At 66.6% G+C, this 24,912-nt stretch carries 21 protein-coding genes and 1 tRNA gene; 10 read left to right on the top strand and 12 right to left on the bottom strand.

What is annotated here, in order from left to right; translation table 11 throughout:
• Positions 1-45 precede the first annotated feature (45 nt).
• The 3 genes from ACP159_RS12705 to truA all read right to left on the bottom strand — a co-directional run bounded on the left by ACP159_RS12705 (position 46) and on the right by truA (position 2,963).
• Positions 46-1,221: an aspartate aminotransferase family protein gene (locus ACP159_RS12705; RefSeq protein ID WP_425100096.1), complete on the bottom strand. Its 1,176-nt coding sequence runs from the start codon at positions 1,219-1,221 to the stop codon at positions 46-48.
• A gap of 245 nt (positions 1,222-1,466) precedes the next feature.
• Positions 1,467-2,084, bottom strand: a complete 618-nt coding sequence (locus tag ACP159_RS12700; protein ID WP_425100095.1) for a DUF642 domain-containing protein — start codon at positions 2,082-2,084, stop codon at positions 1,467-1,469.
• Between the two features lie 111 nt (positions 2,085-2,195).
• A complete protein-coding gene (truA, locus tag ACP159_RS12695) occupies positions 2,196-2,963 on the bottom strand; it encodes a tRNA pseudouridine(38-40) synthase TruA (RefSeq protein ID WP_425100094.1) in 768 nt (255 codons plus the stop codon).
• Between the two features lie 114 nt (positions 2,964-3,077).
• Here truA and ACP159_RS12690 point away from each other — a divergent pair, with 114 nt between their 5' ends.
• From ACP159_RS12690 to ACP159_RS12675, 4 genes are all read left to right on the top strand, one after another.
• Entirely contained in the window at positions 3,078-4,493 is a 1,416-nt protein-coding gene (locus tag ACP159_RS12690) for a YcjX family protein (protein ID WP_425100093.1), read from the top strand.
• Positions 4,490-4,951: an N-acetyltransferase family protein gene (locus tag ACP159_RS12685; protein ID WP_425100092.1), complete on the top strand. Its 462-nt coding sequence runs from the start codon at positions 4,490-4,492 to the stop codon at positions 4,949-4,951. Before ACP159_RS12690 ends, ACP159_RS12685 begins: the two co-directional genes overlap by 4 nt.
• On the top strand, positions 4,944-5,954 hold the full coding sequence (locus ACP159_RS12680; protein WP_425100091.1) for a YcjF family protein: 1,011 nt from the start codon (positions 4,944-4,946) through the stop codon (positions 5,952-5,954). The genes ACP159_RS12685 and ACP159_RS12680 overlap by 8 nt, the downstream gene beginning before the upstream one ends.
• Positions 5,955-6,031: 77 nt before the next feature.
• Entirely contained in the window at positions 6,032-8,698 is a 2,667-nt protein-coding gene (locus tag ACP159_RS12675; protein WP_425100090.1) for a DUF2339 domain-containing protein, read from the top strand.
• Between the two features lie 6 nt (positions 8,699-8,704).
• On the opposite strand, the gene ACP159_RS12670 is transcribed toward ACP159_RS12675, so the two are convergent.
• The 3 genes from ACP159_RS12670 to ACP159_RS12660 all read right to left on the bottom strand — a co-directional run bounded on the left by ACP159_RS12670 (position 8,705) and on the right by ACP159_RS12660 (position 10,860).
• The gene (locus tag ACP159_RS12670; protein WP_425100088.1) at positions 8,705-9,874 is read right to left on the bottom strand and encodes an FAD-dependent oxidoreductase; all 1,170 of its coding nucleotides are present in this window, start codon (positions 9,872-9,874) and stop codon (positions 8,705-8,707) included.
• 74 nt (positions 9,875-9,948) lie between these two features.
• Positions 9,949-10,362 carry a group III truncated hemoglobin gene (locus tag ACP159_RS12665; protein ID WP_425100087.1) on the bottom strand — a complete coding sequence of 138 codons (414 nt, stop codon included), beginning with the start codon at positions 10,360-10,362 and terminating at the stop codon, positions 9,949-9,951.
• Positions 10,363-10,506: 144 nt separating this feature from the next.
• Positions 10,507-10,860: a hypothetical protein gene (locus ACP159_RS12660; protein WP_425100086.1), complete on the bottom strand. Its 354-nt coding sequence runs from the start codon at positions 10,858-10,860 to the stop codon at positions 10,507-10,509.
• 398 nt (positions 10,861-11,258) lie between these two features.
• On the opposite strand from ACP159_RS12660, the gene ileS reads away from it, so the two are divergent.
• The 3 genes from ileS (at position 11,259) to ACP159_RS12645 (ending at position 16,192) form a co-directional block, all read left to right on the top strand.
• Entirely contained in the window at positions 11,259-14,213 is a 2,955-nt protein-coding gene (gene ileS / locus ACP159_RS12655) for an isoleucine--tRNA ligase (protein WP_425100085.1), read from the top strand.
• A gap of 469 nt (positions 14,214-14,682) precedes the next feature.
• Positions 14,683-14,973, top strand: a complete 291-nt coding sequence (locus tag ACP159_RS12650; protein WP_425100084.1) for a DUF2218 domain-containing protein — start codon at positions 14,683-14,685, stop codon at positions 14,971-14,973.
• A gap of 331 nt (positions 14,974-15,304) precedes the next feature.
• On the top strand, positions 15,305-16,192 hold the full coding sequence (locus ACP159_RS12645; RefSeq protein ID WP_425100083.1) for a methyltransferase domain-containing protein: 888 nt from the start codon (positions 15,305-15,307) through the stop codon (positions 16,190-16,192).
• Between the two features lie 318 nt (positions 16,193-16,510).
• On the opposite strand, the gene ACP159_RS12640 is transcribed toward ACP159_RS12645, so the two are convergent.
• The 5 genes from ACP159_RS12640 to ACP159_RS12620 all read right to left on the bottom strand — a co-directional run bounded on the left by ACP159_RS12640 (position 16,511) and on the right by ACP159_RS12620 (position 21,424).
• Positions 16,511-16,585, bottom strand: a tRNA-Glu gene (locus ACP159_RS12640).
• 191 nt (positions 16,586-16,776) lie between these two features.
• Complete coding sequence (gene recJ / locus ACP159_RS12635; protein WP_425100082.1) at positions 16,777-18,519, bottom strand: single-stranded-DNA-specific exonuclease RecJ; 1,743 nt, start codon at positions 18,517-18,519, stop codon at positions 16,777-16,779.
• Positions 18,520-18,609: 90 nt separating this feature from the next.
• Entirely contained in the window at positions 18,610-19,575 is a 966-nt protein-coding gene (gene glpX, locus ACP159_RS12630) for a class II fructose-bisphosphatase (RefSeq protein ID WP_425100081.1), read from the bottom strand.
• 124 nt (positions 19,576-19,699) lie between these two features.
• Positions 19,700-20,986, bottom strand: a complete 1,287-nt coding sequence (locus tag ACP159_RS12625; protein WP_425100080.1) for a homoserine dehydrogenase — start codon at positions 20,984-20,986, stop codon at positions 19,700-19,702.
• Between the two features lie 102 nt (positions 20,987-21,088).
• The gene (locus ACP159_RS12620; RefSeq protein WP_425100079.1) at positions 21,089-21,424 is read right to left on the bottom strand and encodes a hypothetical protein; all 336 of its coding nucleotides are present in this window, start codon (positions 21,422-21,424) and stop codon (positions 21,089-21,091) included.
• 79 nt (positions 21,425-21,503) lie between these two features.
• On the opposite strand from ACP159_RS12620, the gene ACP159_RS12615 reads away from it, so the two are divergent.
• From ACP159_RS12615 to ACP159_RS12605, 3 genes are all read left to right on the top strand, one after another.
• Positions 21,504-22,112: a TetR/AcrR family transcriptional regulator gene (locus ACP159_RS12615; protein ID WP_425100078.1), complete on the top strand. Its 609-nt coding sequence runs from the start codon at positions 21,504-21,506 to the stop codon at positions 22,110-22,112.
• 85 nt (positions 22,113-22,197) lie between these two features.
• A complete protein-coding gene (locus tag ACP159_RS12610; RefSeq protein ID WP_425100077.1) occupies positions 22,198-23,316 on the top strand; it encodes a pyridoxal phosphate-dependent aminotransferase in 1,119 nt (372 codons plus the stop codon).
• 80 nt (positions 23,317-23,396) lie between these two features.
• Positions 23,397-23,609 carry a histidinol phosphate aminotransferase gene (locus ACP159_RS12605; RefSeq protein ID WP_425100075.1) on the top strand — a complete coding sequence of 71 codons (213 nt, stop codon included), beginning with the start codon at positions 23,397-23,399 and terminating at the stop codon, positions 23,607-23,609.
• A gap of 34 nt (positions 23,610-23,643) precedes the next feature.
• Here ACP159_RS12605 and ACP159_RS12600 read toward each other — a convergent pair whose 3' ends face one another.
• A complete protein-coding gene (locus ACP159_RS12600) occupies positions 23,644-24,840 on the bottom strand; it encodes a pyridoxal-phosphate-dependent aminotransferase family protein (RefSeq protein ID WP_425100074.1) in 1,197 nt (398 codons plus the stop codon).
• Between the last annotated feature and the right edge of the window lie 72 nt (positions 24,841-24,912).

Genomic DNA, 24,912 nt, shown 5'->3' with positions numbered 1-24,912 from the left:
GGACGCAGGCCCCGGACTCCCGGCATATCGGAAGCATGAGGAAAATCAGGCGCTCTCGAGCGCGGTTGCGGCCTTGTCCAGACGGTCGATGGCCTCGGCGATTTCCTCTTCGGTGATGTTCAGCGGCGGCAGCAGGCGCACGATGTTGTCCGCCGCCGGGACCGTGATCACACCGGCGTCATAGCCCGCTTTGACCACATCCGCCGGGGCGGGCTTCGTCTTGAGACCGATCATCAGCCCGACCCCGCGCACGCTCTCGAAGGTGTCCGGATGCGCCGCGACCAGCCCTTCGAGTTTCTGCCGCAGGAACCCGGCGCGGGCACGGACCGTTTCGAGGAAAGCAGGCTCGGAGACCACATTCATCAGCGCCAGACCCACCGCGCAACCCAGCGGGTTGCCCCCGTAGGTCGAACCATGCGTGCCGACAACCATGCCCGCCGCCGCCTCTTCCGTCGCCAGAACTGCGCCAAGCGGGAAGCCGCCGCCGATGCCCTTCGCCACCATCATGATGTCCGGCGTCACCCCGGCGTATTCATGCGCGAACAGCTTGCCGGAACGGCCAACGCCGCATTGCACCTCGTCGAGAATGAGCAGGATGCCCTTCTCGTCGCACAGCCTGCGCAGCCCCTGCAGGCACTGATCCGGCAGCGGGCGAATGCCGCCCTCGCCCTGGATCGGCTCGATCAGGATGGCGGCGGTGTTGTCGTTTATTGCGGCGTCGAGCGCGTCGTGATCGCCCCACGGCAGATGCACAAAGCCGGGCAGCACCGGCCCGAAGCCCTTCACCATCTTCACCGCACCGGAGGCCGCAATCGCGGCGGACGAGCGCCCATGGAAACACCCGGCAAAGGTCAGGATCTCCACCTTTTCCGGTTTTCCCTTTTCGTACCAATACTTGCGCGCCATCTTGACGGCCAGTTCGCAGGCTTCCGTCCCGGAGTTGGTAAAGAACACCGTATCGGCAAAGGTCTCATCGACCAGCTTTTGCGCCAGTGCCTCTTGCTGCGGAATCTCGTAGAGGTTGGACAGGTGCCACAGCTTGTTCGCCTGCTCGGTCAGCGCCGCCACCAGTTCCGGCGCCGCGTGGCCCAGCGCGTTCACCGCGATGCCGCTGCCCAGATCGAGGAAGCGTCGGCCCGTCTCGTCGGTCAGCCAGGTGCCTTTGCCCTCGACAAAATGCAGCGGCGCACGCGCGTAGGTCGGCAGAACGGGAGAGATCATGTCACGGTCCTCGTGTGATGGGAGACATTTGGGTGCCAAGGCACCCGTGGTCTGTCAAGGATTTAAGAGGGGAATGGATGCAAAAGCGAGAGCCATGCGCAGGGCGCAGGGCAAAAAGAGCTCAGGCTCGTCGGATTCTCGGGGTCTGCATCATGGCGCGGTGTTTACGCCTGCCCCGGAAAAACGCAAGCCAAATGCACGGACCGGACAAAAAAGGGCGCCTGCGGGCGCCCTTCCGTGTCGTCTCAGCCTTGTTTGCGCCGCCGGGCGAGCCCGAAGGCCCCCAGCCCAGCCAGAAGCATCGGCAAGGTTGCGGGCAACGGCACCGCCGAGAGCGCCTCGATCCGGATGTTGTCCAGCGCCGCCCCGGCTGCGGGCGAAAAGGACACCTGCGAGAAGGTCAGCGTCTGTGACGTGCCGGTCGCGATGAAATCGAGCGTCATGGTGTCCCAGTCGAAACTGGTGCTCGTGTCCGTCGCCTTCTTGACGTAGGTGAAGGACTGCGTCGTTCCCCCGATGGTCACGCTCGCCGTCTGCGAGGTCGCCCCCTGAAAGAAGTTGCCGCCCATGTCGAAGAGCAGCCGGTACGAGGCGCCGACGTCGAAGCCGGAAATCGCCTGCGAAATCGCCCCGGGGTTGACCCCGTTCAGATCGAGACTGCGCACCCCTTCCGAAGCCGTCCAGGCATCCACCGTCTCCACGTTTCCCGCGATAACGGACCACCCCGGCAGAGCGCCCTGCGACGGAATTGAGAAGGTGCCCGAATATGCCGGATCCTCGAACCCGGCGTTTACAATCACCGGCAGCGCCTGCGCTGCGTTCGCTGTCATGAAGGCGGCAACAGCGGCCAAAATTATCTTCATTCCTGTTCCCCCGGATACGGGTAAATCATCCCGCTGAAGCCGATCATACCGCAGAGCTGCAAGGCGTAAAGTCATAAAAACAAGGCGTAAACCGTGCTGCGCGGCGAGCACTCAGGCAAATACAGCCTCAGGGTAACCAACCCCCATCAGATACAACCCGAACGGCGGACACACAGGTCCGCAGGCGGCGCGGTCCCTTACCTCCAACGCATGTTTCACGTCCTCCGGCGCCCAGGCCCCGGCCCCGACCCGCTCTAGCGTGCCGACGATGCTGCGCACCTGGTTGTGCAGGAAGGAGCGCGCCCGGAGCGAGAACTGCACTTCCGGCCCCGCGAACCCGTCAACCCGTTCCACCCGGATCTCGTCCAGCGTCTTCACCGGCGACTGCGCCTGACACATGACTGACCGGAAGGTAGTAAAGTCATGGTTTCCAATCAGAAATGCCGCTCCGGCCTGCATGGCCGCAACATCGAGATCATGGTTCACCCGCCAGACCATGCCGTCCTCCAGCGTCGCGGGTGCCCGGCGCATCAAGAGGCGGAACAGATAGCGCCGCTCCACCGCCGAGAACCGCGCATGCCAGTCCTCCGCCACCCGGACACAGCCCCGGATCGCCACCGGATCGGGCTTCAGATGGTAGTTCAGTGCCTCCGACAGGCGGAACGGCTCCCAGTCCCTGACCATATCGCAATGGGCCACCTGCCCGCGGGCATGTACCCCGGCATCGGTGCGTCCAGCGGCGGCAATCGTGTGGTCACGCGGCTCCAGCTTCGCCAGCGCGGCCTCGATCGCCCCCTGAACCGAAGGCAGGTCCGCCTGCCTCTGCCATCCGGCAAAGGGGCGTCCGTCATATTCCACGAGCAAGGCATACCTGGGCATGACCCGCGCCATACCCCGCCCCGCGACCCAAGGCAATTCCCGCCGCGCCTCTGGCCCTTCGGCGAAACCGTGCCTATCTTGCCGTCAAAGGCAAGAACCAAGGGGCAGTCACCCGTGATCATGGGAACCATCGCTGACACGCTCTCCCGCAGCGTCGAGAACGTCACGGATACGGTGTCCGGCGTGTTTTTCGATCCTGTCATCCGCCTCGGCGTCACCGGGCTGTCCCGGGCGGGCAAGACGGTCTTCATCACCTCCCTCGTTGCCAATCTTCTCGATCGTGGACGCATGCCCCAGCTGGTCGCCCAGACCGAAGGCCGCATCCTCGCCGCCTATCTCCAGCCGCAGCCCGACGACACGCTGCCGCGTTTCGACTACGAATCCCATCTCGGTGCGCTCACCGCGAGCACCCCGCATTGGCCCGACAGCACCCGCGCGGTGTCCGAGCTGCGCCTGTCGCTCAAGGTCCGGCCGAACGGCATGCTCTCCGGCCTGCAAGGCCCGCGGACCGTGCACCTCGATATCGTCGATTACCCGGGGGAATGGCTGCTGGACCTCGGGCTTCTGGAGAAGTCCTATACCGACTGGTGTGAAGAAATGCTGAACCGCATGGCGCAGCGGCCGGAAGGGCCGGAGTACGTCGCCATGGCGCAGGCCGAAGACGCGACGCAAGAGCTTGACGAATCCCGCGCCCGCGTCCTCTCCGACGCCTACACCAAGGCTCTGCATGCCGCGAGAAATGCCGGGTTTTCAGACTGTTCGCCCGGTCGCTTCCTGCTCCCCGGCGAACTGGCCGGCTCGCCCGTCCTGACCTTCGCCCCTCTGCCGCCGCAGTCGAATCCGCCGCGCAAATCGCTCTGGCGCGAGATGGAGCGGCGCTTCGAGGCGTACAAATCCCGCGTCGTGCAGCCCTTCTTCAAGCAGCATTTCGCCCGCATCGACCGGCAGGTCGTCCTCGTCGACGCTCTTGGGGCGATCCACGCCGGGCCGCGCGCGGTTGAGGACATGCGCCGGACGATGGCCGACATCCTGACCGCTTTCCGCCCCGGCGCCAACGCCTTCCTCAGCCAGCTTCTGCTTGGCAAACGCGTCGAAAAAATCCTCTTCGCCGCCACCAAAGCCGACCACCTGCACCACACGCAGCACCCCCGCCTGACGGCCATCATGGAGGCGCTGGTGCGCGATGCCCGCGACCGCGCGCGGTTCGTAGGGGCGCAGACGGACGCCATGTCCATCGCCGCCCTCCGCGCCACCACGGAGCAGACAATTCCCCATTCCGGTCAAGAGCTTGACTGCGTGCGCGGCACCTTGCTCGACAGCGGCAAACAGGCCGCCTTCTACCCCGGGACCCTGCCGGAAGACCCTGCGCACCTGCTGGCGCCCGCCCGCGAAGGTGCCGAAAAATGGCTCGATCAGGACTACCGCATCATGCGCTTTGCCCCGGCAAGGCTGACCCTGAAACCGGGCGAGGGGCCACCACACATACGGCTCGACCGCGCGGCGCAATTTCTGATTGGAGACAAGCTGTGATCACAGTCTCCCTCCGCCCGGCACACCCCGGAGACGCGCTCCGCCTCGGAGCCATCCTGTCCAGCTTCACAGACGAAGCCGACTGGCTGCCGCGCGTCCATTCCCGGGCCGAGGACATCGCCCATGCCGGGGATCTGATCGAAAAGGGCTGGGTTACACTGGCCGAAACCCCGGCTGGCCCCTGCGGCTTTCTCGCCCGTGATCACAAAACTGTCCACGCGCTCTACGTTTCCCCGGACCATCGTGGCAGGGCCATCGGCACCGCGCTTCTGAACGACGCCAAGACCGCAACGGGCGCCCTCGAACTCTGGACCTTTCAGGCCAACCACGGCGCGCAGCGTTTCTACGAACGCGCCGGATTCGCCGAGGCCGAACGCACGGACGGCGCCGCAAACGACGAGGGACTGCCCGACATCCGCTATGTCTGGTCCGCGCTCGCAGGAGAGTCAAATGCCTGATCCCAAAGGACCAATCCTGATAGACCTCGAGCCGGACGACACCGCGCCCTCCCCCTCCGAAGCCCCGCCGGTGCCCGATCTGCACCTTCAGGAGACGCCCAAGGGTCAGGCCATGGCCACCGCCGCCGCCCTCGCCGCGCGGCAGCCGTCACGCCTCGCCCGCTGGTTCTGGCGGCTGCTTCTGACGCTGGTCAGCACGCTCATCACCATCGCCGCGTGGAACTACGTCACCGGCCTGATCGCGTCGGTTCCGCTCCTCGGATATACGGTTGCGGTGCTGATGATTCTGTTTGTGATCACACTCCTGATGATCGCCATCAAGGAAATCTCCGCTTTCGCCCGCCTCGCCCGGATCGACGCACTGCACCACGCGGCGGAAAGTGCCCGTGCGAACGACGACATCAAGGCCGCCCGCGCCACGGTGGACAAACTCAAAAGCCTCTACGCGGGCCGCGACGATACCCGCTGGGGACGGGAGCGGCTCGCCGAACGCGAGGCGGAGGTTTTCGACGCGGGCGCACTACTGACCCTTGCGGAGCACGAACTCCTGAGTCCGCTCGACGCCGCCGCCCGCTCCGAAGTCGAAGCCGCCGCGCGACAGGTGGCCACCGTCACCGCCCTCGTCCCGCTCGCACTTGCCGACGTCATGGCCGCGCTCACCTCTAACCTGCGGATGATCCGCCGGATTGCGGAAATCTACGGCGGGCGGTCCGGCACGCTTGGCTCAATCCGCCTCACCCGCGCGGTCATGTCCCACCTGGTGGCCACCGGAGCCGTGGCCGTGGGCGACGACATGCTCGAGCCGATCCTCGGTGGTGGTCTTCTTGGCAAACTGTCCCGCCGCTTTGGCGAGGGCCTCGTCAACGGCGCGCTCACGGCCCGTGTCGGCGTGGCCGCCATGGAAGTCTGCCGCCCGCTGCCCTTCTCTGAAGGCAAGCGCCCGTCCACCCGGGGCATCGTCCGCACCGCTCTCAGCGGGCTGTTCTCCAAGGAGAAATCCTGACACCGGTGGGGAATTAAGGACCTTACGCCGCCGCGTGGCGCAGCTATCCTGCGCCAAACTGCGCAAGGGTCCTTCCCGTGAATGACGACGCCATCATTGCCCTGATCCTCGCCACGCTGCTGGCGATTCCGTCCACGATCATTTATCTCCTGATCGTCGTGGCAAAACTCAAACGCCGCGTCAACGCATTGGAAAGCCTTGCATTTCCGGAACCGCAGCCTGCGGAGGCGCCGCAAACGGTGGCCCCGGTCGCACCTCTTTCTGAGGCGCCGCAAACCCGCACGCCCTGGGTCGGCCTGCCCGCAACCGACCGGTCGAGGCCGCAACCGCAGCCGAAGCCCGACAAACCTTCCCTCTTCGCCACGCAGATGGCCCGCCTCTCCCGCTGGCTCAAGGAAAACTGGTTCTACGCCGCCGCCGCCGCCTCCCTCGCGCTCGCCGGGCTGTTCCTCGTGCAATACGGCATCGAAAACGGCCTGCTGCCGCCGGCAGCCCGCGTCGCCGCCGCGCTCGCCTTCGGCGCGCTGCTCATCGCGGGGGGCGAGGTAATCCGCCGCCGCTACGGCGATTCCGAAGCCAGTTCAACCGCTTACCTGCCTTCCGTTCTCTCCGGCGCGGGGCTTGTCTCGCTCTTCGGCGGGATCGTTGCGGCGCGGATGCTCTACGATCTGATCGCCCCCACCCCGGCCCTTCTCCTGCTCTTCGTCACCGCTCTCGGCGGTCTCACGCTGGGCTGGCGGCACGGCCCGCTGCTTGCCGCCATCGGCCTGATCGGCGGCATGGCCGCGCCCTTTCTCGTCGGGGGCGAGACCGATACGCCGCAGCTGCTCTTCGCCTATTTCCTCATCCTTGCCGCCCTCGGTCTTGGCATCGACACGCTGCGCCGCTGGGCGTGGATATCAGTGCTCTCGGTCATTCTCGCCACCGGCGCGGCATGGCTGTTGGTCGCGGGTCTGCCAACGACGGATGAAACCGGCCTGACCTTCGCCGCCTTTGCCGCCGTCCTCACCATTCTCGCCACGCTGATCCCGGCCCGCAGCCTGACTCCGGACCACCAAGGCCCCTGCCTCGCGGAAGCTCTTGTCCGCAAGGGCAAAAAACCGATCTTCCCGGTCTTCCTCTCGCTCGGCACCCTCGCTGCTGCCCTCGTCACCTCTCTGCTGATCGCCGGTCACAGCCTCGCCTCCACATGGGGGGCGCTTACCCTGCTGACCGCGCTTGGCATGCTTTATGCCCTATGGTCGCTGAAGGCCCTGGCCTTGCAGGACCACGCCCTTCTGCCAACCGCCGGTGTCGTCGCGATCTGCGCAGACCGGGGGCTGAACAGCCCGATCTTCTCTCGCCTCTACACCCATCTCGAAACCGCAGCGACCCAGACCGAGACTCGCATGCCCCTCGACATCACCGGAATGCTCGCGCTGGCCACGATCCTGTCCCTGACCTTCGCCTGGCGTGCCCTGCGCGGAGCAGAGAACCGGACGCTCTGGGCAGGGGCCGCCGCGCTCACCGCGCCGCTCGCCGGCCTGCTGCTCGAGGCAACGCGCCAACCCGCGGATCTCATCGGAGCATACCCCTGGGCGCTGCACGGCCTCGCGCTTGCGGCCCTGATGACGCTCATGGCCGAACGCCTCGCCCGCCAGAACCCGCAGGACAAGGCCAGCATCGCCCTCCCGGTGCTCTCCGCCCTCGCCTGCCTCGCCTTCGCGCTGGCGATCATCCTGACCTCCACCGCGCTGACCCTCGCCCTTGCCGTCACCGTCACCGCCGCCGCCGCGCTCGACCGGCGGTTCGATCTGCCGTTGATGGGGGCCTACATCGCCGCCGGGGTGGTCGCGCTCGGGCTGCGCCTCACGCTCGATCCCGGTCTCGACTGGGCGACGCGAACCAGTTTCCTGCAAATGCTGCTCGCCTACGGCGGCACCCTCGCGGCGCTCCTCGCCGCCCAACGGCTCCTGCAAACCCGCGAAAGGCTGACGCCCAAACTCTTTCTCTCCTCCGCCGCATGGTCCACCGCAGGCATGACCCTCAGCCTCACGCTCTACCACGCCATCAAGCTGGCCGACCCGCTGGCGGATACGGACACCCATTGGGGCCATGGCCTGATGGCGACGATCTGGATCGGCGTGGCGCTGGCCCAGGTGCAACGGCTCCAGCTTGGCGGCTGGACGGCCTATGTCCGCATCGGCCTAGCCTCGCTGTTCGGCCTCATCGCCGCCGGGCTGCTGCTGCTGGCCGTTACGGACCGCAACCCCCTGATAAGCAATGAAACCGTCCTCGGCCTGCCCCTCCTCAACACGCTGATCCCGGCCTACCTGATGCCTGCACTGGTCCTCGCCCTCGGCGCGCTCCGCTTGACGGATCAGCCCAAAGCCCTGCGCCTCACCCTTGCGGGCCTCGCCGTCGCGCTTGGCACGCTCTGGGCGGCGCTGACGATCCGTCACTTCTGGCAGGGCGGCACCGCCATGCGCCTGACTGAAGGCGTCACGCAGCCGGAACTCTACAGCTACACCGTCGCGCTCCTGCTCACCGGGGCGGCGCTGTTCTATCAGGCACTGGCGAAACGCTCAGACCGGCTCCGCCGCGCCGGGTTGATCGTCATCGGCCTCGCCGTGGCGAAGGTCTTCCTGATCGACATCTCGGGTCTCTCGGGCCTCGTCCGGGTGTTCTCTTTCCTGCTGCTCGGCCTGTCCCTCGCGGGCCTCGCCTGGCTGAACCGATGGCTGCAGACCCGGGCGAAGCCCTGACCCGGCTCACCCCGGCAACGACCCCGACGGCGGCAACAGGTCGCCGCAGACCAGCCGCGTCAGCACCGAAGGGATCGGTCGCAGTTGTGACAGCGGGAACAGGACCCGGTCCCGCAGCACCGGAAGTACCCGGCTATCCGACTGATATTGCGGCGTGAACGCCCGGCTCATCGCCTGGTATCCCCAGACATGCCAGCGCCGCGCCCGGGCATAATGCAGCGCAGCGAGGTCGACATCCCCCCGCGCCACCTCCAGCGCCCGCACCAGCGCAGAGGCATCCAGCAAGGCCATGTTCGCCCCCTGCCCCAGCTGCGGCGAGGCCCGGTGCGCGGCGTCTCCGATGTGGACGATCCCCTTGCCGAACGGCTTCGCCAGAGTGCCGTGCGAGTACCGCGCCATGGTCATCTGGCCCGGATCGGTGATCTGCGCGGCAAAGGGCGCGTAGGCGGGCCAGAGCGCGATGGCCTCCTCCCGCCACGACGCGACTCCGCGCTTGAGCCAGCCGTCATGGCCACCCCGGGGCAAGGACCAGAAAATCGCTGCCTTCTTGCCCACCTGCCCCGGCACCGTGCCGATCGGCAGGACACCCAGCATCCGGTCCGCCCTGCGATAGACCTGCCTCAGTTCATCGCGCGGCAAGTCCGTCTGCGGCCAGTCCACCGTCGCCCACAGCGCGCCATACCCCAGCGCCTTCGCCTTGAGTGGCGACAAGGGCGAGCCCGCGCCGCAGGCGTCGACGATCATGTCGAACGGCCCGTCCTGCCCACCATCGAACCGCACGAAGCCCTCCGAGGCCGAAACCACCCGCCGCCCCGCCGCAATCTCGACGCCCGACGCCTGCACCACGCCAAGCAAGGCGTCGAACAACGCCGCCCTGTGGATCGCCAGCCCGAACCGTGTGCGCCGTTTCGAGACGTAGGAGACATCCAGCACCGGTCGCCCGCTCGCCGCCTCGTGGCCAAGCATCCGCACCACGCGGTTGCCCTGCGCCAGCGCCGCAGCGCTCGCCCCGAGCCGCTCCAGCACGGCAAGGCCCACCGGCTGGATCACCAGCCCGGACCCCACTGGTGCGGGTGCGTCGAACTGGTCGAAGACGGTGACGGCATGCCCCGCCTGCGCCAGCCCTGCCGCCACTGCAAGGCCTCCGATCCCCGCCCCTGCCACCGCTATGCGCACCGTCGCACTCCCTCGCCGCACCCGGAAATTTGGAAAATTTCCGGTCCGATTTCTTCAAAAGAAATCGGCACCCCTCACCGCAGGATCGGAACCCCGTCCGGTCCCCGCATCTTCTCCACCACCCCGGCCCGGAGCGATCGCCCGATCCGATGCGCCAGCGCCGACCAGGCTTCGGCCTGCTCCGGCCGCAATTCCCGCCTGAGCACGCTGTCGAACAGCCCCAGCCAGGCATCGAACATCCCCGGCCGCACGTTCCCTGCATCCCGGTGAACCGCCACCGGATTCCCGTCATAGGAGCGTTCGTGCAGGATCGCGTTGGCCCAGAAATCGGCCACCTTGGCTTCGTGCGACGGCCAGTCGGTTACATGCACCGCAAACACCGGTCCGAGCCCGGGATGCACCCGCACCGCCGCGTAGAAGGCGGCGACCACGCGGGTAATCTCGTCCCGCGTAATCTCGAACTTCGGTGGCATCGCGGGGTTGGTCATGGCAGGTCTCCTTGCCGCCAGTCTGATCCGCAGGCGTGCCGGGACGCAAGGGACGCAAAGCCGCAGCTTACGTCCGCGCCCATGAAAAAAGGCCGGGGCGCTCCGCCCCGGCCTCCGACGTGTCCATGTGCGCGTAACCGCGCCTTATTGGGCCGGTGCCGGAGCCGGTGCCGGTTCCGCCGGGCTGATCTCGCCCCCGGTCGCCGGGGCTGTCTGCTCCACCGGAGCCGGAGGCGCCGCGTCGTCTGCCGGGGCGCTCATCGGGGCGCTCGCCGCCGGGTCCTGCACCCGCGCCGGATCGACCTGCTCGGTGGTGCCGAAGAAGGCGATCACGATCAGCGCAAGGATGGCAAAGATGGCTGCCGCAAGGCCGATCACCGATCCCATGCCGCGCCGTGCAGGCGGCACGCGGTCGTGCACCGGGTCACGATGGTCGGGGTTGACCGAGACGCTCGGCCGGGGCTTCGTCACATAGGGGTCTCTTGCTTCGTAGGCCATGATGGCTCTCCTTTCATCAAGGGGCACCGCCCGCTTCAAGGCGCCGGTGCGGGATCACTCATGCCCTGCAAACGCGGCCCTGTCGTCCCCGGATCCATGGCTCCCCGGGCATGGGCCAAACCCCACCGAAACCGCCCGCCGCCCTGCGCAGGTTCCCGCCTTTCGCACTCGCAGCACGCGCAGCGCACGCGCCTTTCCGCCGCGCATCGGCAGGCCTCCGCCGGGCTGGACGCCGCCGCCAAGCAGCGCTAAAAGGCGCGCATGATGAAACGGCACCTGATCATCATTCGAATTACATGCCCGGCGCTCTGACCAGACGAGCCGCCGGGACAAGGCGTATGGACTTTCGCGCCGCCCACACCCCCTGACATCCCAAGACTATCCGAAGGACGCCACAGATGTGCGCCGATACGCCCGAGTACAAAGACACGCTCTCCCTGCCGAAGACCGATTTCCCCATGCGCGCCGGCCTGCCGCAGCGCGAGCCCGGCTGGCTCGACCGCTGGGAAAAGCTCGGCATCTATGACCGCCTGCGCGACAAGGCTGCCGCCGCCGCGGCCTCCGGCACGCCGCGCCCCGATTTCGTCCTGCACGACGGCCCGCCTTACGCCAACGGCAACCTGCACATCGGCCATGCGCTGAACAAGGTGCTGAAGGACTTCATCGTCCGCTCCCAGCAGATGCTCGGCCATGACGCCCGCTACATCCCCGGCTGGGACTGCCACGGCCTGCCGATCGAGTGGAAGATCGAGGAGCAGTACCGCAGACAAGGCAAGAACAAGGACGAGGTTCCGGTGATCGACTTCCGGCAGGAATGCCGCAAGTTCGCCGAGGGCTGGATCGACGTGCAGCGCTCCGAGTTCAAGCGCCTCGGCGTCACCGGTAACTGGCCAAAGCCCTACCTGACCATGGACTTCCACGCCGAGCGCGTCATCGCCGAGGAATTCATGAAGTTCCTGATGACCGGCACGCTCTACCAAGGTTCGAAGCCGGTGATGTGGTCGCCGGTCGAGAAGACCGCTCTGGCCGAGGCGGAGATCGAATACCACGACCACAAGTCGCACACGATCTGGGTGCCGTTTAAAGTCGTTTCTTGCCTGGTGGATACCGTCCCGGGCGTCGTACCGCCGAGCGGGCTGCTCGACGCCCGCGTCGTCATCTGGACCACGACCCCCTGGACCATCCCGTCCAACAAGGCCGTCGCCTTCAACCCCGCCATCGCCTATAGCCTCTACGAAGTGACCGGCACACCCGAAGAGTCCTGGGTCAAGGTCGGGGACACCTACGTCCTTGCCGACAATCTCGCGGAGGAAGTCCTGACCAAGGCCCGTCTCGAAGCAGGCCAGTGGAAGCGTCTTCGGAGCGTCGAAGCTCAGGAGCTTGCCTCCCTCACCCTCGCCCACCCCTTCCGCAATCTCGACGGTGCGGATGGCTTCTGGGACTACGATGTGCCGATGATCGACGGCGAGCATGTCACCGACGACGCAGGCACCGGCTTCGTGCATACCGCGCCCTCCCACGGCGCGGACGACTACGAGTGCTTCGTCAAGCGTGGCTGGATGGACCGCATGACGCACAACGTCGGCGAGGACTCCGAATTCCTGCCGCACGTCCCGCTCTTTGCGGGCCTCAGAGTCTTTGATCACAAGGGCAAGGAGGGCAAGGCCAACGCCGCCGTGATCGACAAGCTGGTCGAAGTCGGTGGTCTGATCGCCCGGGGCCGCATCTCCCACAGCTACCCGCACTCTTGGCGCTCCAAGGCCCCGGTGATCTTCCGCAACACGCCCCAGTGGTTCGCCGCCATCGACCGTCCCGTCGGCGACGGGCAGGACACCTATGGCAAGACCATCCGCGAACGCGCCCTGACCTCCATCGATCAGCTCGTCGAATGGACGCCGCAGACCGGTCGCAACCGCCTCTATTCGATGATCGAAGCCCGCCCGGACTGGGTGCTCTCGCGCCAACGCGCCTGGGGCGTGCCGCTCACCTGCTTCGTCAGGAAAGGTGCCCTGCCGACCGATCCCGATTTCCTCCTGCGCAACGAGGAAGTGAACCAGCGCATCGCCGAAGCCTTCGAAGCCGAAGGCGCGGATGCCTGGTATCAGGAGAACGCCAAGGAGCGTTTCCTCGGCAATATCGTCAATCCGAACGACTACGAACAGGTCTTCGACATCCTCGACGTCTGGTTCGACTCCGGCTCAACCCATGCGTTTGTACTCCGTGACCGCGAGGACGGCGCCAAGGACGGCATCGCCGACCTCTACCTCGAAGGCACGGACCAGCATCGCGGCTGGTTCCATTCCTCCATGCTGCAAGCCTGCGGCACCAAGGGCCGCGCGCCCTATCGCGGCGTGCTCACCCACGGCTTCACCCTCGACGAAAAGGGCAACAAGATGTCCAAATCGCTGGGCAACACCGTCGCCCCGGAGGACGTCACGAAGCAGTATGGCGCGGACATCCTGCGTCTTTGGGTCGCGCAGTCCGACTACACCGCAGACCTGCGCATTGGGGCGGAGATCCTCAAGGGCGTGGCGGACAGCTACCGCCGCCTGCGCAACACCATGCGCTACCTGCTCGGCGCCGTCGCCCACTATGACGACAGCCAGAAGGTCGAGCCGCAGGACATGCCGGAGCTGGAGCAGTATATCCTGCACCGGCTCGCCGAACTCGACAAGACCGTGCGCGAGGGCTATACGAAGTACGACTTCCAAGGCGTCTTCTCCCAGATCTTCCACTTCTGCACGCTGGACCTCTCGGCCTTCTACTTCGACATCCGCAAGGATGCGCTCTATTGCGACGGCGACACGCACCGCCGCCGCGCCGCGCGCACCGTCATGGACATCCTTTTCCACCGCCTGACGACCTGGCTCGCGCCGATCCTCGTCTTCACCATGGAAGAAGTCTGGCTCGAGCGCTTTCCGGGCGAGGACAGCTCCGTGCACCTGACCGACATCCCCGAGACCCCGGCGGACTGGCTCAACCCCGCGCTTGCGAGCAAATGGCAGACCATCCGCCGCGCCCGCCGCGCCGTCACCGCCGCGCTGGAAGTCCAGCGCACGGAGAAGGTCATCGGGGCGTCTCTGGAGGCTGCCCCGGTGGTGCATGTGCCCGCCGAGATGCTCGAGGCTCTGAAGTCCGTCGACTTCGAGGACATCATCATCACCTCGGACGTCAACCTGACCGCCGATCCTGCCCCCGCCGAAGCCTTCCGGATGCCGGAGATCGAAGGCGTCGGCGTGGTCTTCGAGAAGGCCGAGGGCGAGAAGTGCCAGCGCTGCTGGAAGTTCCTGCCGGACGTCGGCCAACACCAGCACCCGGGCACCTGCAAACGCTGCAACGACGCGCTGGGGTGAGGGCCGTCTTGGAAACGCTCCAGTGGAGCGTTTCAGGCCCGAACGGGCGGAGCCCCGGATAGACCCTGAAACAAACGAAGCCCCGCAAGCGACTGCGGGGCTTTGTCTTTCTACAGCGGAAGTTTCAGCCCCAGCCCTCACCGTTCCGCTCCCGGCGCGCCAGCGCCGAGCCCGACCTCCCCCCGGGGGAGGGCTTTCCTGCGAAGGTCCATATCACGAGAGCGAGGCAGAGGCGGCAGCGGTGGTTCGCCTGAGACATCATTCGAAGCCCACCCCGAGGTCGGGCTTGGCGCTGGCAGCCTGCTCATCCCCCGAGCCGGGGCCTCCCGACCAAGGGTATCCTACGCTCGACACAGCGCAAACCGTCGCCCGATACCGCCAGACCCCCTGTGCATTCACGCACGCCAATCCCCCTTGCACCACCCAATTGCGCGCGCATATCCTGACACAAACAATCAGGATAGATTCCATGACCACCGAGACCGGCACCTTCGCCACCCCCAACGCCAGCAAGTACCTGCAACAACTCTGCAAGCATTTCGCCCACAAGACCGAAGTAGACTTCACCGAAACCGAGGGCGCGATCAGCTTCGGCCTCGGCACCGCCCGCCTGAGCGCAACGGACGGCCTGCTGACCTGCCACTTCGAGCTGACGAACGCCGAGGACGCCACGAAGGCGCATCACATCATCGACAAGCACCTCGCCCGCTTCGCGTTCCGCGAGGCGTTCACCGCGATGGACTGGACGACGACAGCCTGACGCAGCGCCTCCTGTTCGCCAGTGGGTAATCCATACAAAACTCGCACGGACCCGCACCAAACCAGGCTCAATGCCATGATGCGGCGGCATGCCCAGTCAATCCCTCGGGGACAGCACGCGGTCCAGCCACACCATCTGGCCGCTCCGCCCCACCGCGCCATTGATCAACCGTCGTTCGCCACATCAACAAAATGCCAACCAAACCGGCACGTCACGCGGCTGTTAACCAATTTCGGCGCCAAAACGAAGCGGCCAACCGTCCCCGACCCGTGCGCCTTGCAGCGAAAACCCGGATATGATACCCGCAACCGACCGCGTGAAGGAGGTACGATTGGCCACATATCTCAAGGGCTTGAGCCTCTGCGAGCTGCGTGACCTCTATGTCATGAACTCCGTCGGCATGCGTGGCCGCATCACAAACCTCATCGAAAAGATGACGGACGCGGAAAGAGAAATCGTCGCACGTCTTGGCTGCCCGGTGTCCGATATGGACGTCCTTGAAATCGGTCCAGGACAGACATCGCCGTATCAATACTATTTCGCAACGCGCAATCGCTATATCGGAATCGATATCGAACCGATTCAACGCCAGAATATCGTGGCCGGTCTCCTGGACGACCTGCGCAATCGCGGTGTGCCGCGCGCCATAAAGACATTCGGGCGCCGCGCCCTCGGACTCGACCGTCGCTTTGATCGCGAAATGTGCCGGCAGCTCGACATCCCGGCGCGGCAGGGTCGGATCATGTGCATGGACGCGTCGAAAATGGCCTTTGAAGACAACAGCATGGATGTTGTCGTGTCCCGTTCCGTCTTCGAGCATATACCCGACCCGGAACAGGTCATGGCCGAGGTGGCCAGGGTCCTGAGGCCCGGCGGCGTGGCGCATATCATCACCCATCTTTATACCTGCGATTCCGGAATTCACGATACCCGGATCTTTTCCGGGAACCGGGATGAGATTCCCTTCTGGTCACACCTGCGCCCGCAACACCGGGACAAGGTCAGGCCCAATAGCTACCTCAATGAAATCCGCCTCGCAGACTACCGCGAATCCTTTGACCGCACTTGGCCCGGCGTCAATCATATCCTGATCGAGGACGCCCCGGCGGAACAGCGGACCGCACTTGCGGAATTGCGGAAATCAGGGGAATTGCGCGACTACAGCGACGAGGAATTGCTGTCGAGTGCACTGGTGTCGATCTGGAAGAAACCGGAATAAAAGGCCACCCGGACAGCGGCCAACCAGCGCAATCTCCGCGCGAAACCAGCCGCGGCATAATATTGGAATGACGCCGTCAACACCGAGCACGGTCTGCCCGGCATGCTCCCTGCGACACGCCCCGCAACGCGCTGATATTCCGAAACAACGCCGGATTACCGCCGGGGTTCCAAATCACGCGTCCGTATCCAGCGAAGCCAGCGAAACGGCGGAAGACACTGCCGTCCGGATTGTCCGAAAGGGCCTGCCAATTGCGACGCTCGAAGAAACGCAATTCGAAACGTGCCATTCATTCGGAAGTATGTTGAGAGGAAGAAGTGGCAGCCCGTAGGGGAGTCGAACCCCTCTTTTCAGGTTGAAAACCTGACGTCCTAACCGATAGACGAACGGGCCACTCTGTGTCCGCCGCGTCGTTGGCAGCGTGTCCAACCCTGCGGCGTGAGGCGGTTTCTATGAAAAGCGCCGCTCCCTTGCAAGCGGAAATTTCAACTTTTTCGGCTTTCGGCGAAGTTTTTTCGACACCCCGCTTCGGATAATATTTTCCCTTGAAAATCAGCCTTTTGAAAGCCGCGATCCCGGCGCGGTCAGTGTGCGGGCGCGGCATCCTCCAACAAAAGCTGCACCGAACGCCGCCCACCCCACTCGTTGACGTCGAGTCGTCCGGCCAGGTGAAAGCGCCTGCCACCGTGATTCATCAAGGCAGTCCCCATCGGCCCATCGAAGGCCCCGAAGGCGATACCATCGAGCCGCGCGCCAAGGCCGTCATTCGCGGAAATCTTCAGATGCCCGCTGCCAACCTGTTTGGCGAACCCGATCTGCGCGTCGGGAATGGCAAACTTGGGACCCGGAGCGCCCTGGCCGAAAGGTCCGGCCTTTTCAAGCGCTTCCAGAAGCTCCAGGCTCGCCGCTCCGGGCATCAACATGCCGTCGAGCCGCAAATCCCTCGGCCCGCCGCTGCCCGCGCCCTGCTTGGCCAGCAGGTCCGAGAGACGCGCCATGGCCGCCTCGAGCTTGTCTTCCTTCACGGTCAGCCCGGCCGCCATCCGGTGCCCGCCCCCCTTGACCAGCAAGCCCTCCGCCGCCAACCTCTGCACCGAAACGCCGAGGTCGACGCCGGAAACCGAGCGCCCGGACCCCTTGCCCTCACCGCCCTCCAGCCCGATCACGACCGCCGGACGATTGGTCAGTTCCTTGAGCCGGCTTGCGACGATCCCGACGACGCCGGGATGCCACCCTTCGCCCGCAGCCCAGACCAGCGGCGCGTCGAGCCCGCGCTCCTCTGCCTGGGCCAGCGCCGCGGCGCGCACCGCCGCCTCGATCTCGCGCCGCTCGGCGTTCAACTGTTCGAGCCGCTCCGCCAAAGCCCGCGCCTCGTGCGCATCATCCGTGGCCAGAAGCCGCGCCCCGAGGTCCGCCTGCCCGATCCGCCCACCCGCGTTCACACGGGGGCCAAGCACGTAGCCAAGGTGGTACGCCGCCGGTGCCGACTCCAGTCGCGCCACGTCGGACAGCGCCACGAGACCGACGCGCTGCCGCCCGGCCATCACCTTCAGACCCTGCTGCACGAGGGCGCGGTTGACCCCCTTGAGAGGCGCCACATCCGCCACCGTGGCCAGCGCGACGAGGTCCAGCATGGCCATGAGGTCGGGGCCCCGCGCCCCTGCCTCCCGCATCTGCCGCCCGGCCTCGACCAGCATCAGGAAGACCACGGCAGCGGCGCACAGATGCGCCAGATCGCCGCTCTCGTCCTGCCGGTTGGGGTTCACGCAGGCCACGCAATCGGGCAGCGTCTCGCCGCCGAGGTGGTGGTCCAGAATGACCACGTCCGCCCCCTTCGCGGCCGCGACGGCGTCATGGGACAAGGTCCCGCAATCGACGCAGACGATCAGGTCGTGGCGGGCGGCAAGGTCCCGCATGGCCGGCTCGTTCGGCCCGTAGCCCTCGTCGATCCGGTCCGGCACATAAAGCGTCGCGGGACGCCCCATGCTACTAAGCCATTGGATGAGGAGTGCCGCGGAAGTGCCTCCATCAACGTCATAATCCGCGAAGACGGCAATCCGCTCCCGGCCCCGCACGGCCCTGAGGAATCGCGCCGCCGCAACTTCCATGTCCCGCAACGACCGCGGGTCCGGCAACAGGTCGCGCAACTTCGGCTCGAGGTATCCGGGCGCGGCGTCCGGTGCCACACCGAGCCGCGCCAACACCAGGCAAAGCCCCAGCGGATAGCCGTGCAGCTGCGCCAGCGCCTCCGCCTGCCGCTCGGTCTCCACCGAAGGACCAACCCAGCGCCGCCCGGTCAGGCTGGCCTCGACACCCAGGTATCCCAAACCGACCCCCTGCTTCTTCTTGGTTCAAATACCCCAAAATCCGCCGAAGGCGGCGGGGGTGCGGGGGCGGAGCCCCCGCCCTGTCCGGGTTCAGACCGTCGGGTTGCGGTAGCTCATGCGCCGCACGGAGCCGGTCTTGGAGCGCATCAGCAGCGTCTCCGTGGTCAGCCAGCCGACCTCCCGTTTGATCCCGGGCAGCAGCGAGCCGCCGGTCACGCCGGTGGCGGCAAAGATCACGTTGTCGGTGACCATCTCGTCGCGCGTGTAGATCTTGTTCAGATCGGTGATCCCGGCCTTCGCGGCGCGACCCTTCTCGTCGTCATTGCGGAACAGCAGGCGGCCGAAGATCTGCCCCCCCATGCATTTCAGCGCCGCCGCCGCGAGCACGCCTTCCGGGGCGCCGCCGGATCCCATGTACATGTCGATCCCGGTGACATGCGGTTCGGCGCAATGCATGACGCCCGCCACGTCGCCGTCGGTGATCAGGCGGATGCCCGCCCCCGTGGCACGCACTTCGGCGATGATCTCCTCGTGGCGCGGCCGCTCCAGGATACAGACGGTGATGTCGGACGGGGCGCAGCCCTTGGCCGCGGCCAATGCCTCGACCCGCTCCTTCGGCGTCATGTCGAGCGATACAACCCCCGCGTCGAACCCCGGGCCGATGGCCAGCTTGTCCATGTAGACGTCCGGCGCGTGCAGCATGGTGCCGCGCGGGCCCATGGCGATCACGGTCAGAGCGTTCGGCATGTCCTTGGCGGTCAGCGTGGTGCCTTCGAGCGGGTCCAGCGCGATGTCCACGCCCGGTCCGTTGCCGGTGCCGACCTCTTCGCCGATATAGAGCATCGGCGCCTCGTCGCGCTCACCCTCGCCGATCACGACGACGCCCTTGATGTCGAGACGGTTCAGCTGTTCGCGCATGGCGTTGACGGCGGCCTGATCGGCGGCCTTCTCGTCGCCCCGGCCAATCCAGTTGGCGCTGGCGATGGCGGCCTGTTCGGCCACGCGGGCGAGGCCCAGCGACAGCATGCGGTCATTGAAATCGACGGGAGAGGGCATCGGTCACGTTCCTTTGGTGCAATAGGCTTGGCCGTGGTGTAGCCTGTCCCGCGTCCCAGCGACAAGGCCCGCTGGCGCTAACGGCCTGCCTGGACCGCGAAAACCCGCACCCTTGGAAGGGCGATCAGACCTCTTCGATCCTGAGCGCCACCGGCTCGGTCGCCACCACGCCGGTCGTCGACATCCGTGCCAGCGCCTCGTCCAGCGCGGCCCGCGTGGTCTTGTGCGTGACGATCAGCACCGGGGCGTTCTCGTTGACGTGGTCGTATTGGCGCATGCGGTTGATCGAGATGCCGGCCTCGCCAAGCGCCGTCGCGATCTTGGCCAGCGCGCCCGGCTTGTCCATCAGCCCCATGCGCAGGTAGTAGGGCGCGGGCGCGGCGGCCTGGGCCGGGGTGGCCTTGGCCAGCGTCCCGGCCTTCTGCCCGAAGGTCGACATCCGGAGGCCCCGGGCGATGTCCATGACATCCCCCATGACCGCGCTTGCGGTCGGGCCTTCACCCGCGCCGGGACCGCGCAGGACGACCTGGCCAATCTGGTCGCCCTCGACCACCACCATGTTGGTGCCGCCTTCCAACTGGCCGAGCGGCGAGCGGGCGGGCACGAGGCAGGGCGCCATGGACTGCTCCAGCCCTCGGCCCGTCATCCGCGCCACGCCCAGCAGCTTGATGCGATAGCCCATGTCGGCGGCCTGCCGGATGTCCTCCAGGCTCACCCGCTGGATGCCTTCGAGTTCCACCGAGTCGAAATCCACCTGCGTGCCGAAGGCGATGGCCGAGAGCAGCGACAGCTTGTGCCCGGCGTCGATGCCGCCCACGTCGAGGTTCGGATCGGCCTCCAGGTAACCGAGCTTGTCGGCCTCCTCGAACAGCGCGTTGTAACCCTGCCCGGTCGCCTCCATCCGCGTCAGGATGTAGTTGCAGGTGCCGTTCATCACCCCCATGACGCGGGTGATCTCGTTGCCGGCGAGGCCTTCGGTCAGCGCCTTGATGATCGGGATGCCGCCGGCCACCGCCGCCTCGAAGCGCAGCACGCAGCCGTTGGCCTCCGCCAATTCCGCCAGCGCCTGCCCGTGGTGGGCCAGCAGCGCCTTGTTCGCGGTGACCACATCCTTGCCGGAGGCCAGCGCCGCCTCCGTCGCCGCCTTCGCCGGACCGTCGCTGCCGCCCATGAGTTCGATGAAGATGTCCACGTCGTCGCGCTTCGCCAGCGCCACCGGATCGTCTTCCCAGTCGTACCCGGACAGCGATACGCCCCTGTCCTTGTCCCGGTTCCGGGCGGAGACGGCAACGATCTGCACCTTGCGCCCGCTGCGGGCCTCCAGCAGCGCGGCCTTCTGGCGGACGATCTTGACCACCCCGGTGCCCACAGTCCCGAGACCGGCGATGGCGAGGCGCAATGGACTGGACATGAGGGGACTCCTGCTTGGATGCGTGCTTTTCGCTCCCCTAGCCTCCCGCGCGGCAAGAGGCAACGGGGACCGTGGGTTTCGCTGCCCTTGTCGCGGGAAAACCTACTGCACCGCCCGCAGCGCCGCCGCCTTCTGCCGCAACTGCGCCAGCCGTGCCGAGACGCCCGGCGGCGCGGCACGCACCCGGCGCAGCCGGTCGGCGCGCGCCTTCAACCCCGACACGCGGCCCTGCACTGCACCGATCATCTCGACCGTGGCCACCGGCTCCGGCCCGACGAGCAGCCCGTCGAGGGAGACCAGCTTCGGATAGGCGGCGGTCTCGATCCCCGGCGTCTGCGCCGCGTCGAGTTCGGGGAAATCGGCACAGCCCGCCAGCGCACCGGCCAGAGCCAGTGGCAGGGCCATCCGTGTCATCCACTGTGCAGCACGCGCCATCATGTCACCCTCATGCCGCAACCGGCGGGGCCGCGCAAGCGGCAGGCTTGATCTGAACGCCCGTTCAGTTACCCTGCGCCGCATGGCACGCACCCAAGGCTCCCGCTCCCAGATCACCGGCCCGCGCGTCCGCGAGGCGGCGCTGCACCTCTTTGCCAAGCACGGCTTCGCCGCCGTCTCCATGCGCCAGATCGCGGCGGAGGTCGGCGTGCAGGCCGGGGCGCTCTACAATTACACGCCGGACAAGCAGGCGCTGCTTTTCTCGCTGATGAAGGGGCATATGGACGATCTGCTGGAGGCCTGGGAGGCCCTGCCGCGACACCCCGATCCGGTGAAGCGGCTGGAGGCCTTCGTGCGGTTTCACATCGCCTTCCACCTGCCCCGGCCCGAAAGCGTCTTTGTCTCCTACATGGAGTTGCGCAACCTCGATCCGGACAATTTCGCCGCGATCGAAGGGCTGCGGCGGAGCTACGAGACCGCTCTGGAGAACATCCTGCGCGACGGGCAGGAGGCGGGCGTCTTTGCCATCGACGACCGCCGCATCGCGACGCTGGCCGTCATCGCCATGCTGACCGGCGTGACCACATGGTATCGCCCCGGCGGGCGGTTGTCCGAAGAACAGGTCTCCGATCAGTACTGGACCATGGTGCGCAAGGCAGTCGGCAGCCAGGGAGCGCCCACGGGATCTTGAAAAGATCCCGGTCCGATTTCCTTGAAGGAAATCGCCGCTCGCCTCCCCCCTTGCACAAACCCCCGCCGCCTGCATAGTGCGGCGCATGACCGCCGGACCCCGATACCCCGCCCTCATCAAGGCCCTGCCTTCCACCGTGCCCTTCGTCGGACCCGAAGTGCAGGAGCGCCAGCGCGGTGCGCCGTTCGAGGCCCGCCTCGGGGCCAACGAGAACGTCTTCGGCCCCTCCCCCTTCGCCGTCGCGGCGATGCAGGACGAGGCCGCCGACATCTGGAAATACGCCGATCCGACGCATTTCGACCTGATGGCCGCGCTCGAGGCGCACATGGGCTGCCCCAAGGGCCACATCGTCATCGGCGAGGGCATCGACACGCTGCTCGGCTACACCGTCCGCCTGCTGGTCGAGCCGGGCGACGCGGTGGTCACCTCCGACGGAGCCTATCCGACCTTCAACTTCCACGTCGCGGGCTACGGCGGCACGCTGCACAAGGTGCCGTTCAAGGACGACCGCGAGGATCTGGACGCGCTGATGGCCAAGGCCGCCGAAGTGGACGCGAAGATCGTCTACCTGTCGAACCCCGACAACCCCATGGGCACCTGGCACAGCGGCGCGGACATCGCGGCGGCGCTGGAGAACCTGCCGGAAGGCACGCTGCTGGTGCTGGACGAGGCCTATATCGAATTCGCCCCCGAAGGCACCGCGCCGGAGATCGCCTGCGACGATCCCCGCGTGGTGCGCTTCCGCACGTTCTCAAAGGCCTATGGGATGGCCGGCGCCCGTGTGGCCTATGCCGTCGGGGCGCGGGACCTCATCACCGCCTATGACAAGATCCGCAATCACTTCGCCATGAACCGCGCCGCGCAGGCCGGGGCGCTGGCGGCCTTGCAGGACGCGGCATGGCTGGAGGAGGTCACCCGGCTGGTCACCGAATCGAAGGCCGAGATTGCCCGCATCGCGGAGGCGAACGGCCTGACCTGCCTGCCCTCCGCCACCAACTTCGTCGCCATCGACTGCGGCCGCGATGGGGACTTCGCCCGCAGGGTGCTGACCGCGCTGATCGCCGAGGGTGTCTTTGTCCGCATGCCCTTCGTCGCGCCGCAGGACCGCTGCATCCGGGTCAGCGCGGGGCGTCCGGAGGACATGGCCGTCTTCGCGGCCGCCCTGCCCCGTGCGCTGAAAACCGCTGACGGCGGCACGAATTAACCAATTCTTCAAAGCGTTGAGGCAGTCTGGCAGACGCCGGATGCGCGTCCGGCGGGACACAGTTCTTTGTGGGAAGAAAGATGGAAAAGCATTTCAAGGCCGTCGCGGAGTACACCGCTGCAAACCTCGTGCTGGTCTTCGTCAACGTCCTCTGGATCTTCGCGGCGATCTGGTCGGCCTGGGGCCTTGGCCCCGTGCTGATCCTCGCCGCGCTGCTCAACCACGCGATCACCCGGATCGACTTCCACCAGCGCCGCGTCGCCGCGAAATTCGAGAAGATCGAGGAAATCTGACCCGGCGCGGTCACCGCCACCGGGCCAGTCTGCGTCAAACCGTCGCCAGATAGGCCGCCGCCGCGCTCACGCCACCCGGCTGGTGCACGACGTCGAGCGCCGCAAGACCCGTCTCCACCACACCCAGCAGGCCCAGGATCATGTGACCGTTCACATGCCCCATATGGCCGAAGCGGAAAAAGCCGGTGCCGTTCGGGTCGCCCGGATCGCTCATCCCGATACCGAGGCCAAGCGTCACGCCCATCTCCTCCGCGCACCATTGCCGAAGCCGCTCGCCGTGTGGCGCACCGAGGCGCATGGACGTCACCGCATGCGAGCGCAGCGCCCGGTCCCGGATGTTCAGCGTCAGCGGACCCTGTTCGCCCCAATGCTCCACCGCCGTCCAGATCGCACCGGCCAGCGCCGCATGCCGCGCCCAGACCGCCTCGATTCCCTCGTCCCGGATCATGTCGAGCGCCGCGCGCAATCCGTAGAGGTGATGCGTCGGCGCGGTGCCGTTGAAAAACTGGTAGAACTGCGCCGGATTCGCGCGATTGGTCCAGTCCCAGTAGCGCGACACCTGCGTCATGCCCCGCCTTTGCTCCGCCGCGCGCGCGTTGAAGAAGGCAAAGCCCAGGCCCGGCGGCGTCATCAACCCCTTCTGCGAGGCAGTGATCATCACGTCGACGCCCCAGTCGTCCATGCGGAACTCATCGCAGGCCAGCGAGGCGATGCAGTCTGCCATCAGGAGCGCCGGATGCCCCAGATCGTCCAGCACCGCCCGAAGCGCCGCCACGTCGCTGCGCACGGACGTGGACGTATCCACATGCACCGCCAGCACCGCCTTGATCTCATGCGCCTTGTCCGCCTCCAGCGCCGCTCGAACCCGCTCCGGGTCGATGGCGCTGTGGCGGTCGTGGTCGATCAGCTGCACCTCGATCCCCATCGCCTGCGCGCAATCCGCCCAGCCGTACCCGAACCGCCCGGAGGCCGGGACCAGCACCTTCTGCCCCGGGGCAACCGTGTTGGCGAGCACCGCCTCCCACATGCCGTGGCCGTTGGTGATGTAGATCGCCACGTCGCCCGAGGTCTGCGCCACGTACTTCAGGTCCGGCACCATGCCATGCACCATCTCCGGCAGCGCGCCCTCGTAGATGTTCGGCGCGGGGCGGTGCATCGCCTGCAGGACGGCGTCAGGCATGACGGACGGGCCGGGAATCGCCAGGTAGGGGCGACCGTTCGATAAGCGCATGGGAGTCTCCATCTGTCCGGAAATTGGACCCGGCAGACCCTACGCATCGCGGCGCGGGCGTCAATGCCGTGC

The organism is Tropicibacter sp. S64, from assembly GCF_049803835.1.
Taxonomy (GTDB): Bacteria; Pseudomonadota; Alphaproteobacteria; order Rhodobacterales; family Rhodobacteraceae; genus Pacificoceanicola.
The sequence above is the reverse complement of the archived record's forward strand: the minus strand, read 5'-3'. Positions and strand labels throughout refer to the sequence as shown.